This is a genomic window from Aquirhabdus parva, assembly GCF_003351745.1.
In the GTDB taxonomy this organism is placed as follows: domain Bacteria; phylum Pseudomonadota; class Gammaproteobacteria; order Pseudomonadales; family Moraxellaceae; genus Aquirhabdus; species Aquirhabdus parva.
Genome location: NZ_CP031222.1, coordinates 465,242 through 481,731, shown reverse-complemented (window position 1 = coordinate 481,731; position 16,490 = coordinate 465,242). Strand labels below are relative to the sequence as shown.

Below are 16,490 nucleotides of genomic sequence, written 5' to 3'. Positions count from 1 at the left end.
TGCTATGTCTCGTTTTTTTATTGATAGACCCATATTTGCATGGGTGCTTGCCGCACTGGTCATGCTCGGTGGTCTGCTGTCTATTTTTAGTATGTCAGTCTCGCAATACCCGAATATTGCGCCGCCAACCATTACAGTCAGCGCTTTCTATCCAGGTGCTTCTGCAAAAACTGCTGAAGACTCAGTCACACAGATCATTGAACAGCAGATGAAAGGTTTGGATGGACTGTACTACATGTCCTCTACCAGTGCATCAAACGGTTCGGTGTCCGTGTCTTTGAACTTTAAGGCGGGTACAAACCCTGATATTGCGCAGGTCCAAGTACAGAATAAACTGCAAGCTGGTATTAATTTGCTTCCTCAATCTGTTCAGCAGCAAGGGGTTACTGTTAGCAAGTCAGGCCGCACCTTTATGGTGGTGCTTGGTTTTGTATCCTCTGATGGCAGTATGGATGGTGCAGCGATTTCCGACTATGTCGTGAGTCATGTGATTGATCCGCTGAGCCGTGTTCAAGGGGTGGGTGACCTGCAAGTCTTCGGTACCCAGTACGCAATGCGTGTTTGGCTGAATCCTGCAAAGCTCAATAGCTATCAACTCACCACATCTGATGTGATAAGCGCGATTCAAGCACAAAATGCTCAAGTGTCTGCAGGACAATTGGGCGGAACACCTGCTGTCGCAGGACAAGCGTTGAATGCGACAGTCACCGCGCAAAGTTTATTGAAAAGCCCTGAAGAATTCCGTCAGATCTTCCTGAAAACCACCAGCAATGGTGCGCAAGTTCGTCTAGGGGATGTTGCACGGGTTGAATTAGGCGGTGAGAACTTTGACACCATCGCACGATATAACCGTCAACCGGCTGTTGGGGTCGCGGTCAAACTGGCTGCGGGTCAAAATGCGCTGAAAACTGCCGCTGCGGTTGAAGCCAAAATGGCAGAATTGAAACCAAACTTCCCTGCTGGCTTAAACGTTATTGTGCCTTACGACACAACGCCTGTTGTGAAGATTTCGATTAAGAATGTGATCGAAACACTCGTTGAAGCGATTGTGCTGGTTTTCTTGGTCATGTATTTGTTCCTACAAAACTTCCGTGCAACCTTGATTCCAACGATTGCGGTGCCTGTTGTTTTGCTGGGTACCTTTGGAATTTTGAACTTCTTCGGTTTCTCCATCAACACGTTGACGCTGTTTGGTTTGGTACTCGCCATCGGTCTACTTGTTGACGATGCGATCGTGGTGGTTGAAAACGTTGAACGCGTAATGCATGAAGACAAGTTGGGTCCTGTGGAGGCAACACGGAAATCCATGGATCAAATCACAGGCGCCTTGATCGGTATCGGTGTGGTCTTGTCGGCGGTATTCGTTCCCATGATCTTCTTTGGTGGTTCGACCGGTGTGATCTACCGTCAATTTGCGGTGACATTGATCTCTGCAATGGGACTTTCGGTCATCACGGCGTTGATTCTGACACCTGCACTTTGTGCGACGCTATTGAAAGCGCCTGATCCTAACCACCATGAGAAAAAAGGGTTCTTTGGCTGGTTCAATCGTGTATTTGATCGCAGCAGTGCGCGTTATCAGACTTTAGTTGGCATCATGCTGGCAAAAAGTGCACGCTATATCATTGTGTATGCAGCCGTGATTGCACTAATGGCATTCTTGTTCTTCCGTTTACCATCAGCATTCTTGCCTGATGAAGACCAAGGCATTCTGTTTAGCCAGATCCAATTACCCGCAGGCGCGACTCAAGAACGTACCCTGAAAACCATTAAAAAGGTTGAAGATCACTTCTTGAACAACGAAAAGAATGATATCGAAGGTGTCTTTTCGGTTGCCGGCTTTAGCTTTAGTGGTACCGGTCAGAACATGGGGATTGCGTTCGTTCGCTTAAAAGACTGGGAAAAACGTCCTTCGCCAAGCCAAAGTGTGGGTGCAATGGCTGGTCGTGCGATGGGTGCATTCTCACAGCTTAAAGATGCCATGGTCTTCGCCTTCCCACCACCAGCGGTTATTGAGTTGGGTGTAGCCAACGGTTTTGACATGTATCTGCAAGACCGTGCAGGTGTGGGACATGAAAAGTTGATGGAAGCACGTAATCAATTGCTCGGCATGGCCGCAATGGATCCGAAATACAACAAAACGGTTGTTGGGGTTCGTCCAAACGGGCAAGAAGATTCACCGCAATACAATCTGGATATCAATCAAGCCCAAGCGGGTGCGACGGGTGTTTCGATTGCGGATATCAACAGCACCATCTCCACCGCGTGGGGTAGTACTTATGTCAATCAGTTCTTGGATAAAGGCCGTATCAAGAAGGTCTATGTGCAAGGTGAGGCTGATTCACGGATGTCACCAGAAGACGTGGGTAAATGGTATGTGCGCGGTAGCTCAGGCGCTATGGTCCCATTGACTGCATTTACGCAAGGTCGCTGGACTTATGGTGCTCCGCAACTACAGCGTTATAACGGCTTCCCAGCATTTGAGATTCAAGGGAACTCCATGCCCGGTAAGAGCTCTGGGGATGCACTCAAAACCATGGAAGAAATTGTTTCTAAACTTCCACCGGGTATCGGTTTTGAATGGACGGGTATGTCACAAGAAGAAAAAACTTCTGGTGCACAGGCTCCTGCCCTCTATGCGCTTTCCATGCTGATCGTCTTCTTGTGTTTGGCCGCACTCTATGAGAGCTGGTCCGTACCTTTTGCAATCATGCTCGTGGTTCCACTGGGTGTGATGGGTGCTCTACTTGCAACATGGACACGCGGTTTATCCGACGATATCTATCTGCAAGTGGGTCTGCTGACCGTGATCGGGATTTCGACCAAAAACGCGATTTTGATTGTGGAGTTTGCGGTCGCCCTACAAGAACAAGGTGAAGATCTCATTCACTCCATCTTGCATGCGGTTCGCATTCGTTTACGTCCGATCATCATGACCTCGTTCGCATTTATTCTCGGCGTACTCCCACTTGCCATCAGTAATGGTGCAGGTTCAGGTAGCCAACATGCGATTGGTACAGGGGTTATCGGCGGGATGCTCAGTGCAACGATCCTCGGTGTGTTTTTGATTCCCGTGTTTTATCTCTGGATCCGTAGTATTTTCAAAGGAAAATCAACTCCTAGCGCAACAGCTACAGCGACACCAACATCTGCCACCCCTTCTACAGGGCACTCTTTGGATACTGAAAAATGAAAGCAAATCAATTAAGTGTCAAATCCATGTCCAAATCGGTGAAAGTTGCTTTCACCCTGCTGGCATTGCCTTTGGCACTGTCTGCCTGTTCCAGCCTTTTGCGTCAGCCTGATCCAGCAGCAGCAAGCAACTTGACCTCCACAGCGTTCCCAACGCTGCTGGGTCAAAATGCAAACGACCCTGCTGGCTCATCCATTGCCTCTCAGGGTTGGTCTGACTTCTTTACCGATCCTCAATTGAAACAACTGATTCAATTGGGACTCGAGAACAACCGTGACCTGCGTGCAGCAGCGCTGAATATCGATAAAGCGCGTGCGCAATATCAAATCAGTCGTGCGGCTCAGTTCCCTAGCTTAGGTGTAACTGCTGGCTCAACGACTACAGGTAACAAATCGGATAACACGACCAAGTACAATGCTGGCTTGGCTCTAACCGGCTATGAACTCGATTTTTGGGGACGTGTTGCGAATCTCAAAGATTCTGCTTTGCAAAGCTTCTTTGCGACCCAAAGTGCACGTTCAACCGCACAGATCAGCTTGGTGAGTTCCATCGCTCAGTACTATCTGCAACTAGCGTTTGACCAAGAGCAGCTCAAGTTGGCGAAGCAAACGCTGAAATCGCAACAAGAGTCTTATGATCTGAATCAAAAGCAGTTTAAAGCAGGGATTATTTCATTAGTACCTGTGAAACAAGCCCAAATCAATGTGGAAACAGCGATTCTTGCTGCCAAAAACGCTGAAACTCAGATCGCTCAGGACCGCAATGCCTTGACCTTAGTCGTGGGCCAAACCGTACCTGACAATCTGCTTCCAACTGGCGCGATCAACCAGATCACCGCAAGTCAGAACCTGCCAGCTGGTCTGCCAAGTGAATTGCTACAGCATCGTCCTGACATCGCGCAGCAAGAGTTCTTGCTCAAAGCACAAGGCGGTAATGTTGCAGCGGCACGTGCGGCTTACTTCCCTTCGATTACCCTCACTGGTAATGTCGGCTATGGCAGTTCGCAATTGTCCGATCTGTTTAAATCGGGCTCTTTTGCATGGAGCGTAGGACCTTCAATTAACCTGCCGATCTTTGATTGGGGCTCACGTCGAGCAACTCTTGAGTCAGCACGTGTTGACCAGAAGTTGGCTCTGAACTCCTATGAAAAATCCATTCAAACTGCGTTCCGTGATGTTTCTGATGTACTGGCAACACGCGCTACACTGGATGAACGTCTTGCATCCCAAAACCGTCTGGTTGAGGCATCACAGTCTAACTATGATCTCTCACAGTCTCGCTTTAAAGCAGGTGTGGATAGCTATCTGAGTGTATTGACTGCACAAAATGCCTTATTTAGCAGTCAACAAGCCCAGATCACCTTGAAACAGCAGGCACTGTTGAGTCAAGTGAATTTGTATACGGCTTTGGGCGGCGGCGCGACCAATAGTGTTGGTCTAGATGCTCAGCCTGTGACTAATGGCAATACGACTGCTGCACAAGTTGCTAAGCCTTAATCTCTAAATCTAGTCATTTTTCTACGTAGAAAAATGCCAGATTAAAAAAATCCCCACTGTAATCAGAGGGGATTTTTTATTGCACCGCTTTTCTAAAAATTTATGTGACTTTCGTGCGACGAATGACCTTATACAACAGCGTGGGCGAGACTCGCGATAAGAGCGCAGCAACTTTTTCCTTCGCACCGCCCACCACGATATATTCTCGGTTCGCCAATAAAGCCTTAACCGTTTTCTCGGCAAAATCGGTGGCACTCATGGCCGTATGTTGCGCATCATCCATAGTCCCTTGCTCTGAACCATCGCCCACTAGCGCTGCAACCGAAACGTTGGTTTTTACAAAACCGGGGAAGACCACGCTAACGCCTATCCCCTGCCCGCCCACTTCAGCACGCAAGCTATTGGCCCATAAATGAACGGCCGCTTTAGCCGCAGCATAGCTGGCCCGATATTGCGTGCCCACCAGACCTGCAACACTGGAAATAAAAATGACTTTACCAGATCGACGCTTCAACATATCCGGCAGGACTTTGCGCGTCAGATTCACTACCGAAAAGTAATCCACTTCCATAATCTTACGGTCAACTGCTGTGAGTGTATCGCTGATGAGTGAACGCTGACTGATGCCAGCATTGTTAATCAGCCAATCGACCTTGCCCATTTGTTTGGAAATATCAAAATAAGCCTGATCACAAGCGATATCATCAGTCACATCCAAGGCCACCGCTAAAAACTGCCCAAGCCCCACTTCCTCACAAGCCGCCTTGACCCGTTCAAGCTCATCTAAGCGGCGTGCACTCAAAACCACATTGGCCCCACGTGCCGCACAGGCAATCGCCAATGCCTCACCGATGCCACTGGATGCACCGGTGATCCACACGGTTTGATTCGATAGCTTCCCTTGCTGTGTTCTAGATGACGTCATTTTATAATCGCTCGATAGTCTGTAAACGTGACATGACAACATGTCTAAATCTTATGCTGTGAGAGTATCACATCAGCAAGCCGATATTGAACATGACCCAAGCGCGATCATTTCTTAAAAAATCGACAACGTACAATCCCCTCAAAACCACCCTCAAAATCCGATCAAAATCCGCTACAATAGGCCATTACCCTTTAGTCATCAGTTTGCAGCGCATTTTGCTGCTGAACTTTTTTAAAAAATGCTTGGAATACCATGACCGCACCTGATACTGACTTGTCCCAAACCACCAATTCTGACAATAACATTGCCACGACTTTTGATCCTGCTGCGATTGAAAGCCGTTGGTATGCCGAATGGGAAAAGAATGGCTACTTTAAGCCATCAGGTTCAGGCGTGCCTTATTCCATCATGATCCCGCCACCCAATGTGACTGGTAGCCTACACATGGGTCATGGCTTTAATAATGCCATCATGGACGCTCTGACCCGCTTTCACCGTATGAAAGGCAACAACACCTTGTGGCAAGTCGGCACTGATCATGCTGGGATTGCGACACAGATGGTGGTCGAGCGTCAACTGGCGGCACAAGGGGTCAGCCGTCATGATTTAGGCCGTGAAAAATTCTTGGAAAAAATCTGGGAATGGAAAGCCGAGTCAGGCAATACCATCACGAAGCAGATTCGTCGTTTGGGTTCATCGGTTGATTGGTCACGTGAACGTTTCACCATGGATGATGGCTTATCCAATGCGGTCAAAGAAGTGTTCGTACGCCTGCATGAAGAAGGCTTGATCTACCGTGGTAAGCGTCTGGTGAACTGGGATCCAAAGCTCCACACTGCACTGTCAGATCTTGAAGTTGAGAGTGTCGAAACTGCGGGCTCACTCTGGCACTTTAAATATTTCTTCGCGGATGAAAATCTGAAGACCGAAGACGGTAACAACTATCTGGTTGTGGCAACCACACGTCCAGAAACCCTGCTAGGCGACACAGCGGTTGCCGTTAACCCTACTGATGAACGCTACCAGCATTTGATCGGCAAACAAGTTCGCCTGCCACTATCTGGACGCTTGATCCCGATTATTGCCGATGAATATGTCGAAAAAGAATTTGGAACTGGCTGCGTCAAAATCACCCCAGCGCATGACTTCAATGACTTTGAAATGGGTAAGCGTCATAGCCTACCGATGATCAATATTTTCAATCTCAATGCCGAAGTTTTGGGCGAGTTTGATTACTTTGAAAAAGCGGGTGCGCCGATTACCAGTACCATCACCGCCCCTGCTGAATACGCGGGTCTGGAGCGTTTTGCTGCCCGTAAGAAGCTTGTGCTGGAAGCCACTGAAAATGGCTGGCTGGACAAGATCGAACCCTATACCTTAAAAGCGCCCAAAGGGGACCGCTCTGGCGTGATCGTTGAGCCATTATTGACCGACCAATGGTACGTCAGCATGGCAGAACTCGCCAAGCCTGCGGTCGAAGCGGTACAGAATGGCTCGATCAAGTTCGTGCCTGAGCAATACACCAACATGTATATGGCGTGGATGAATAACCTGCAAGACTGGTGTATCTCGCGTCAACTGTGGTGGGGACATCGTATCCCTGCATGGTATGACGACGCGGGTAATATCTATGTTGGGCGTGATGAAGCCGAAGTGCGCAGCAAGCACAACTTGGCGAGTGATTTACCGCTACGTCAAGACGAGGACGTGCTCGACACATGGTTCTCTTCAGCACTCTGGACCTTCTCTACACTGGGCTGGCCAGAAAATACTCCAGAGCTGAAAACCTTTCATCCAACCGATGTATTGGTCACAGGTTTTGACATCATTTTCTTCTGGGTTGCCCGGATGATCATGATGACCCTGCACTTCGTCAAAAACGAAGACGGCACGCCGCAAGTGCCGTTTAAGACCGTCTATGTACACGGTCTAGTACGTGATGGCGAAGGACAAAAGATGTCCAAGTCCAAAGGTAACGTGCTTGACCCGATTGACCTGATTGATGGCATTGATTTGGAAAGCCTCGTTGCTAAACGCACCACGGGTTTGATGAATCCTAAGGATGCACCTAAGATCGAAAAAGCCACCCGTAAAGAATTTGCCGATGGTCTGCCCGCTTTTGGTACGGATGCCCTGCGCTTTACTTTCTGTGCACTCGCCAATACCGGTCGTGATATCAAGTTCGATCTTAAACGGGTTGAAGGCTATCGAAACTTCTGCAACAAGATCTGGAACGCAACGCGCTTCGTGATGATGAACTGCGAAGGCCATGAGATCGCACAAGAAGCCCGCCCAGACTTGTGGGAGCTGCCTGAGCGCTGGATCATGAGCCGTCTGCAACGTGCAGAAGCTGCGGTTCATCAGCACTTTGGCGACTATCGCTTGGATCTGGTCGCCCAGACCATCTATGACTTTGTCTGGAATGAATACTGCGACTGGTACGTTGAACTGACCAAACCTGTACTCAACGGCGATACCAGCCCCGAACGTAAGGCCGAAGTCCGTCGTGTACTGCTTGCAGTACTAGAAACCAGTTTACGTTTGCTGCATCCACTCATGCCATTCCTTAGTGAAGAAATCTGGCAAACACTGGCACCGATGATTGGTCGTAAAAATACACCGTCCATCATGCTGGCAGCTTACCCACAACCCGACCTCAGCAAGATCAGTGATCAAGCCGAGTCAGACATGCAGTGGTTGCAAAATCTGATTAGCGCAGTGCGTAATATTCGCGGTGAAATGAACTTGGGTAATGCACGCCTGTTGCCTGTTTTGCTGAAGAACCTTTCAGCGACTGAACGTGAGCAATTGGAACGTATTGCACCACTGTTTAAAGCACTGGCGAAGGTCGAGTCACTTGAGATTCTGGATGCCGATGTCGAGCCGCCTCTGTCTTGCAGCAGCGTGATTGCGCAGGTCAGTTTGTTTGTCCCGATGAAAGGTTTGGTTGATCCCAAAGCTGAGCAAGCGCGCCTGCAATCATCCATTGATAAACTGCAAAAAGCGGTCGATATCTTATCGAACAAGCTGTCGAACGAAGGCTTTGTTGCCAAAGCACCGCCTGCCGTGGTTGAAGTTGAACGCGCCAAACTTGCTGAGCAACAAGAGCAGTTGGGACGTTTGCAAGTGCAAATGACTCAATTAGCGGCTCTGTAAAATAACCGTTAAGCATAAAAAAAAGCGCGATGCCTTAAACGGATCGCGCTTTTTTTTTATGAATCACTTTTGGATTACGTTTCCCAAATCACCCGAACCCCTTGTTTCTGCCATCCTTCCGCAAATGGCAAATAGCGCTCTTCAATCACATTGCGCTTGATCTTCATGGTTGGCGTCAAGAAGCCATTTTCCATCGTCCACTGATCTTTCACGATGACCGCAAAAGCCAGCTTTTCATGGTCTTCTAGAGTTGCATTCACTTGGCTAATTAATTTATCGAATTCACCCGTAAGCGTTTCACGGTTCAATGTACCTTTGTCCAACGCTTGCCGCGCTTCTAATGAGAGCATGAGCAAAATAAACGGTTGAGGCAAATCTGGCCCCGTGACACAACTCACTTCAAGCTGTGGATGATTAAATTTGTTCTCTATTGGCGCAGGCGCGATATATTTACCTTTGCTGGTTTTAAACAGCTCCTTAACCCGTCCGGTAATCCGCAAGCGACCTTCTGCATCAAATTCACCACGATCTCCTGTTCGCAAGAAACCATCAGGTGTCATCTCTTCTGCGGTCTTTTCCGGCAGCTTGTAATACCCCAGCATCAGGCTTGGGCTTTTAACCTCAAGTTCGCCATTGGCAGCAATACGACTCAGCGTACCCGGCGTAGGACTGCCGACATAGCCAATCCGCACCTTGCCCGGACGGCTTAAATGCGAGTTTCCGAAGTCTTCACTCATGCCATAGACTTCAAGCAGCTCTAAGCCGAGCTTGCGATACCACAAAATAATATCTGGTGGTAACGGTGCAGCGCCAGTGAGCGCAAAGCGGATCTGATCAAAGCCAAGCTCGGTTAAAATCTTTTTCTTAATGAATCCCGACAGGATCGGAATAGCAAACAAAATGCGCTGCTTCGCGGGTGACATTTTATGATTCACGGCTAAGTAAAACTTCATCCACAACCGAGGGACTGAGAAGAATATGGTAGGACGCGCACGTTTAATATCGGCCTGAAAGGTTTCCAGCTTCTCGGCAAAATACAGTCGAAATCCTGAGTACAGGGAGTTGGTCTCGACTGCCGCACGCTCGGCCACATGGGCCAGTGGAAGATAAGACAGCATGCGGTCGTTCTCCGTCACACCCATCTCATCTTGTAGTCCTTGCATCCCCGCAGTCATGGAGCGGAAACAGTGCATGACGCCTTTGGGCTTACCCGTACTGCCCGAGGTATACACGATGGTCGCCAGCGCATCATCATCACGCTGGATGACGTCTTGCAGCGGTGGATACTGCTTGATGATGTCTAGCCACTGTGGGACATCATTGCGAGGTGACATCGGTAGGCTGATGATGGGTAGACCTGCTGGCAGATGATCTTTAACGTCATTCCACGTATCAGTTGTGCCATCCATCTTGCCCAAGATCAGCAGTTTGGCTTCACTATCTTGCAAAATATATTGTGCGGTTTCCGCATTTAACGTGGAGTACAGCGGGACACTGACGTGGCCTGCCATCCAGATGGCGATATCCGCCATGATCCAATGGGCACTGTTTTTGCCCAAAATCGCGATATTACTGCCTTTGGGGTAGTTTAAAGACAGGAGATATGCAGCAAAACGACGGGCTTGATCAGTCACTTCACGCCATGTGTAATCAACAATGTTACCATCGCCATAAGGCTGGGTCAGGTAGATGGCATCTGGTTTTTGCTGTTCCCAATGCAGGACACAATCGATCAGGTTTTTGCGGTTGGTTGGTGCGCCATTCGTCATCATCTCTTTCCTTGTGATGTTTCATTATTTTCAGGGGTATGTTGTTCAAAACAGGTTTAACGTATGGATGATGGGGTGTCAATGATGGAAATGGTCAGAATGAAGTCTTAAAATATAACGAAACAATCAAAAAGTATGAATGGAACTACATTTCAACTCTAACTTAGGTTTATACATCTTGATTTTTATCAAAAAAATCAAGATGTATCTTGCGAATACTTACAGCATAGATTCTCTGAGTACTTTCAATCTGTGAAACTTAATGTTAACCGAAAATTAATCGAGCGTGTTTAGTTTCACAAAACCAATATAAATATTAAAAATGAAATTTTGAGCAATTTTTATTTATTCAGAATAACATCATATCTGATAGAATAAATCCTAGAAAGTATTAGCAATAGGATCGCTAAACAATGTCAACAAATATAACTTTTAGAACTCAATTAATTGGCGGCGTCTCAGAATTTTGCCAGAATAGTAAAATAGAATTATTAGCCGATAACTTACACTTGGTTGAATTAGTTGTATTATTATCCAGATACCAAGAAGAAGGGATTAGTCTATGTCCTAAAGTCTATCTAACAAACAATATGAACAATATTATAAGCATGCTTCCCGAAGCTGAACGTATAAAAATAGGGAGTTCAAGTGCTAATATTTCTGGAATAAAACAAGCTCTAAAAAAATGTGCACCGCTTGCAACAAGTGGATGGCTAGTTTATATACAAGGAAGTTCTAACGGTATTGAATACGGGGTATTCAGAGGGTCTAGTCATCCTATATCTGTATTAATTGATGTAGTATTGATGGATAAAAATCCTGTTTTCCCAATTGTGAAAGCCTACCAAATTGCCGATGATTGCGTTGAAATCCGTTGCAATAATGGAGGACATCATTATATTTTTTTAAACCATAGAAAAGATAATAGCCCCCCTCCACTTCAATTTTTGGATGCATTGGTTGGAGCCATTACCGAGAAAACTGAGGATATTGAACGAGAGCCTACTATCAGTTTTGTATCAAGAATGCTCTTCGAAGCTCTTCGTCAATCGCATGGCTGTATTATTGCCGTCACAAATCGAACGAAAGCGCCTGCATTCCTATCTAATGATGGTGTAATACTTGAAAAACCAATTAGTTTCCCAGATCTGGTTAAATCTCTTAAAAAGGATCAAATACCCCCATCTGAATTAGAAAGTAAAGGGTATCTACTAAATGGGATGTTAAATTCTGATGGAATTATTTTATTCAATGACTCTGGACAACTTCTAGGCTATAACTGTTTTGTGAAGCTAAGACAAGAACATGGCATAGTTGGTGGCGCGCGAAGAAGAGCATTTGAAGCTCTGGGGATGAAAATCGGTAAAGGTTTGACTGCTGTTTTTATGCAATCCCAAGACGGTTGGTCAGAATTTAAAGGAAATGAAAATGTATAACATCGCGTTATGGCAACAAAAAAATAGTGACCTAATTCCTTCTAGTGCTAAAACTCCTGCTGAGATATCACAATATGCAGAACAGCTTAGTATTAAGGATAGAAATCAAATTGTTTCTGCATTTGATGCAGGGCATTTTGAAATGGCCATAAATTATCTCTGGGGAAAAACAATAACCGCTTTGAAAAAAGAACTTTCCACTGTAGGCGTTGGCTTATTAGGGGAAATGCTTGGAAAACCCGATGTAAATGAAGATGATGATGTTGATGATATCTTAACAACTAAGGATGCGGTACGACTGGCTGAAGAACTGGGTATTATATCATCCACCGAAGGAATGCGGCTCCGGCATACATATGAACTCATTACACACTTCTCCAAGATGGAAACTGTAGAAAGTGACGCTGAAGAAATAGATGAAGCTGAAGCCATTGGCTCACTGAAAGCATGCATAAAAGGGGTTCTTGGTCGGCCTAAGGTTGAAGTTGCTAAGAAGTTTGTTGATTTTAGAGATGCGCTTGAAGATGAAACATTCAATGATAAAGATCAACGTGTTGAAATGCTTAAAAGCTCGCCATATTTTTATTACAAGCTTACTATTAGTGTATTAATGAATGCCGCGAAAAAAAATAATGGGGCTAACTTAGAACATACCCTTGCTAATATTAATGTACTTTTACCAGCGCTTTGGTTAAATCTACGCGATACAGAAAAGTGGCAAATAGGGCACACCTATGCCGAGGCTTATGCTGATGGAAAAGCAACTGTTGTAAGTGGGTTAAAAAGTGCACTGCTTAAAGTAGGTGGATTCGACTATGTACCAGAGAACCTTCGCAGTGACACCTTTGTAAAAGCAGCCGAAGCTATTATTCGAGCTCATGAAGGTTTAAATAACTTCTACAATGAAGCCACGCCTGTTAAGAACCTCTCTAAACTCGGATCGACAATTCCAACCCCCGCACTTCCTGCATGCATAAGTGCTCTTTTATGCATTGTACTAGGAAATTCTTATGGAGTTGCTTGGAGTGCTGAAAGTGAAGCATCACAAATCCTTGATCGAATAACTGTAGATAGATGGGCCTATTATTTAAATAATGTACTACCTAGCGATACTAGAATTTTACATAAATTAACGTCCGATAAACCTCAATTAAACTGGATTAAGCTTGTTGAAAAACATAAACTTAATGAAATTGACATTAAAAACAATAGAAGTATTTCTTTATTATTAAAAATATCGAATAAAATAGATGCATCCAAAATTAATAAAACCATAGAAAAACTCCTTGTAGAATACTATGGAAAAGCATCTTAATCCAATGTCCTGCTTTAACGGGTTCAATAAAGCAGGCATCTCTAGCATGCACCGTCTTCCACAGATTCAGCCCCGCAACATCCAACTCCACCTCAAACGTGAAGACCTCCTGCCCCCCACGATTTCAGGCAACAAATTCCGCAAGCTCAAATACAACCTGATTGAAGCTCGGAAACAGGGACACACTACCCTCCTTACCTTTGGCGGCGCCTACTCCAACCACATCGCTGCTGTTGCCGCAGCAGGTCAAGAGCATGGCTTTCAAACCATCGGCATCATTCGTGGCGAAGAGCTAACAGATAAAATCGCCGACAATCCCACGCTTGCCCAAGCGCTAGCCAACGGCATGCAACTGCACTTCGTCAGTCGCACAGATTATCGCCGAAAAACCGATACCGATTTCCTCGAAAATCTTCGAGCAAAATTGGGTGAGTTCTACCTGATTCCAGAAGGCGGAACCAATCAACTGGCAGTACAAGGCTGCGAAGAGATATTGACCGTGCAGGATCGTGCAAACTTCGATGTGATCTGCTGTGCCGTAGGCACTGGTGGCACCATAGCGGGGATCATTAACTCAAGTGCTGAACGACAAAAAGTCTTGGGCTTCCCTGCACTCAAAGGTGGTTTTCTTTTTGATGAAATCAGGCAATGGGCAACCCGCACCAATTGGGATCTGTGCTTGGACTATCACTTTGGTGGCTACGCCAAGACTACACCTGAGCTACTCGATTTTATCCATGATTTTCAAAAGCAAACTCAAATTGAGCTCGAACCGATCTATACAGGAAAAATGCTGTTTGGGATTTTTGACTTAATTGAACGCGGTTACTTCCCTGCGCACAGCAAAATTCTGGCGATTCATACCGGTGGCTTGCAAGGCAACTTAAGCGGTATCAATCAGCAGACCTAGCCTGCAAAGCTGGGAGTAAAATCGCGTATAATGCCGCCTTTTCCGCCTAACCCCAAGAAATACGTTTCCCATGAATAGTTACGACGTCATCATCATTGGTGCAGGTGCATCAGGTCTTATGTGTGCAATACACGCAGGCAAACGTGGGCGTCGTGTACTCGTGCTCGATAGCAGTAATAAAGTGGGTAAAAAAATCCTCATGTCTGGTGGCGGGCGCTGTAACTTCACCAATCTATTTGTTGAACCAGAAAACTTTATCTCCAATAACCCGCACTTCTGTATCTCAGCGCTGAATCGCTATACCCAATGGGATTTCATTGCACTCGTCGAAAAATACAAGATCCCCTACCACGAGCGCAAACACGGTCAACTCTTCTGTAACGACTCCGCCAAAGACATCCTCAATATGCTCTTGTCTGAGTGTGAGAAAGTCAATGTGGTGATCAAAACGCTATGCGAGATTCAGCAGATTGAGACTGTTGAAAACAGTAAAGTTCATCCCTCGGCCCGCTTTAAGCTCACCACCAATCTCGGCATATTCAGTGCGGAATCCTTGGTGGTTTCCAGTGGCGGATTATCGATCCCAACGTTAGGTTCCAGTGGTTTTGGCTATGACGTGGCGAAGCAGTTTGGCCACCATGTACTCCCCACTCGCGCAGGTCTGGTGCCATTTACCTTCACAGACGGGTTTAAGGCCGTCTCTGAGCGCCTATCAGGACTTGCTGTCGATGGTACGATGAGTACCGATGCGGCATCGTTTAATGAAGCCATCCTGTTTACCCATCGCGGTATCAGTGGTCCTGCGGCGCTGCAAGTATCGAATTACTGGCAAGTGGGTGAAGCCATCACCATGGATATCTTCCCGACCGAAGCAGAAGTAGAACTGGCTGAGAGCTTTAAACGCCTCAAGCAGCAACATCCCAAGACCTTACTGCGCACCCATCTCTATGAACGCTTTGCCAAGAGCTTGGTGCTAGAACTTCAGACTCTGCTCTGGCCAACTCATGCTGAAACAGCACTGGGACAACTCTCTGACAGTACGCTTGAAGACATTGCACATGCCTTAAAGCATTGGTCACAAAAGCCCTCGGGCACCGAAGGCTATCGGACTGCTGAAGTCACTTTGGGTGGGGTGGATACGACTGAACTATCTTCCAAAACGATGGAAAGCAAGAAACAAGCGGGCTTGTATTTCATTGGCGAAGTGGTCGATGTGTCAGGCCACTTGGGCGGGTTTAATTTTCAGTGGGCTTGGGCGTCTGGACATGCTGCAGGGCAATTTGTCTAACCTGATAGGGATTTTAAGTGCTTCGCTAACGCGAACTTAGCGTAGATAGCTCGCCCCGATTCGATCCAGAATATAACGCGTGGCCAGCCCCATCGGTTGCTCTTTGGACCACACCATATCCACTGCAAGCACCATGGTATTTTTAAGGTTCTCTAGCGGAATCTCTACCAGTGATCCAGAGTTAATATAAGACCGTACCATCGAACGCGGCAGCATCCCCCACCCCAATCCAGCTTGGATCAAGCCGACCGCTGAGGTGTAATTGTCGGTTCGCCAGATTTGACTGCTCATTGCGAAACGTTCATCGACCTCATCCGCATTCCAACTTGCAACAACGATCTGCCGCGAGGCCATCAAATCATCAAAGTTGATGCTTTCTTGAGTCACAAAGATGGAATGCTTGGGTGACATCACGGCAACAAATGTCTCGCTATGAATCTCAAAGAATCCTTCACGATTATCCATTTGTGGTCGTTCAAGTAAGAGTCCCAATTGCGCACGCCCTTCATGAAGCAGTTGCATCGCGTCAGAGGCTTGTGCAGCCAACACTTCAACCGCAAGATCAGGGTGAGCTGTCGCTAAATCGCCCAGAACACTTATCCAATCCCCAACCAGCAATGCAGGATCAACAACGAGGGTGAGCGTACTTTCTAATCCTTGCGACAATGACAAGGCATGCGTCTCAAGTTGCTGCAATTGCTGGATGGCATAGCGCGCATTGGGTAGAAGAGCTCGTGCAGCAGCCGTGGGGATCGGTTCCCGTCGGCTGCGATCAAATAACTCCAGATTCAAGTCGGCTTCAAGATTGGCAATCATCATGCTGATCGCTGAAGGGACTTTGTGAAGTTGTCGTGCTGCCGCCGAAAAAGAGCCGTGCTCAACCACCAATAAAAAAACGCGCCAACTTTCAACAGAGACGTTGCCGACTACAAAGCCATTCACACCATGTTCGAGCATCGAAACACCTATTAATCAAAGCCTTGTGGATCATTAAGATTA

Annotated in this window: 10 protein-coding genes; 7 read left to right on the top strand and 3 right to left on the bottom strand. The window is 46.7% G+C overall.

Annotation, left to right across the window (positions count from 1 at the left end; translation table 11 throughout):
* The first annotated feature begins 4 nt into the window (after positions 1 to 4).
* Together HYN46_RS02145 and HYN46_RS02140 are read left to right on the top strand one after the other, a co-directional pair.
* Positions 5 to 3,193, top strand: a complete 3,189-nt coding sequence (locus HYN46_RS02145; protein ID WP_114897894.1) for an efflux RND transporter permease subunit — start codon at positions 5 to 7, stop codon at positions 3,191 to 3,193.
* 26 nt (positions 3,194 to 3,219) lie between these two features.
* Positions 3,220 to 4,689: an efflux transporter outer membrane subunit gene (locus HYN46_RS02140; protein WP_210009493.1), complete on the top strand. Its 1,470-nt coding sequence runs from the start codon at positions 3,220 to 3,222 to the stop codon at positions 4,687 to 4,689.
* 100 nt (positions 4,690 to 4,789) lie between these two features.
* Here HYN46_RS02140 and HYN46_RS02135 read toward each other — a convergent pair whose 3' ends face one another.
* On the bottom strand, positions 4,790 to 5,614 hold the full coding sequence (locus HYN46_RS02135; protein WP_114897892.1) for an SDR family NAD(P)-dependent oxidoreductase: 825 nt from the start codon (positions 5,612 to 5,614) through the stop codon (positions 4,790 to 4,792).
* Between the two features lie 255 nt (positions 5,615 to 5,869).
* Here HYN46_RS02135 and HYN46_RS02130 point away from each other — a divergent pair, with 255 nt between their 5' ends.
* On the top strand, positions 5,870 to 8,773 hold the full coding sequence (locus HYN46_RS02130; protein ID WP_114897891.1) for a valine--tRNA ligase: 2,904 nt from the start codon (positions 5,870 to 5,872) through the stop codon (positions 8,771 to 8,773).
* A 74-nt stretch (positions 8,774 to 8,847) separates the two neighbouring features.
* Here the strand turns inward: HYN46_RS02130 and HYN46_RS02125 are convergent, their stop codons facing one another.
* Positions 8,848 to 10,545, bottom strand: a complete 1,698-nt coding sequence (locus HYN46_RS02125; protein ID WP_228254863.1) for an AMP-binding protein — start codon at positions 10,543 to 10,545, stop codon at positions 8,848 to 8,850.
* Between the two features lie 410 nt (positions 10,546 to 10,955).
* Between HYN46_RS02125 and HYN46_RS02120 the strand changes: the two genes are divergently transcribed.
* The 4 genes from HYN46_RS02120 (at position 10,956) to HYN46_RS02105 (ending at position 15,491) form a co-directional block, all read left to right on the top strand.
* Positions 10,956 to 11,978 (top strand): hypothetical protein, encoded by a 1,023-nt coding sequence (locus HYN46_RS02120; protein WP_114897889.1) that lies wholly within the window; start codon positions 10,956 to 10,958, stop codon positions 11,976 to 11,978.
* On the top strand, positions 11,971 to 13,293 hold the full coding sequence (locus HYN46_RS02115; protein ID WP_114897888.1) for a hypothetical protein: 1,323 nt from the start codon (positions 11,971 to 11,973) through the stop codon (positions 13,291 to 13,293). The genes HYN46_RS02120 and HYN46_RS02115 overlap by 8 nt, the downstream gene beginning before the upstream one ends.
* A gap of 46 nt (positions 13,294 to 13,339) precedes the next feature.
* Positions 13,340 to 14,203 carry a 1-aminocyclopropane-1-carboxylate deaminase/D-cysteine desulfhydrase gene (locus HYN46_RS02110; protein WP_114900529.1) on the top strand — a complete coding sequence of 288 codons (864 nt, stop codon included), beginning with the start codon at positions 13,340 to 13,342 and terminating at the stop codon, positions 14,201 to 14,203.
* 70 nt (positions 14,204 to 14,273) lie between these two features.
* Positions 14,274 to 15,491, top strand: a complete 1,218-nt coding sequence (locus HYN46_RS02105; RefSeq protein WP_114897887.1) for a BaiN/RdsA family NAD(P)/FAD-dependent oxidoreductase — start codon at positions 14,274 to 14,276, stop codon at positions 15,489 to 15,491.
* Between the two features lie 36 nt (positions 15,492 to 15,527).
* Here HYN46_RS02105 and HYN46_RS02100 read toward each other — a convergent pair whose 3' ends face one another.
* Positions 15,528 to 16,448: a LysR family transcriptional regulator gene (locus HYN46_RS02100; protein ID WP_114897886.1), complete on the bottom strand. Its 921-nt coding sequence runs from the start codon at positions 16,446 to 16,448 to the stop codon at positions 15,528 to 15,530.
* Between the last annotated feature and the right edge of the window lie 42 nt (positions 16,449 to 16,490).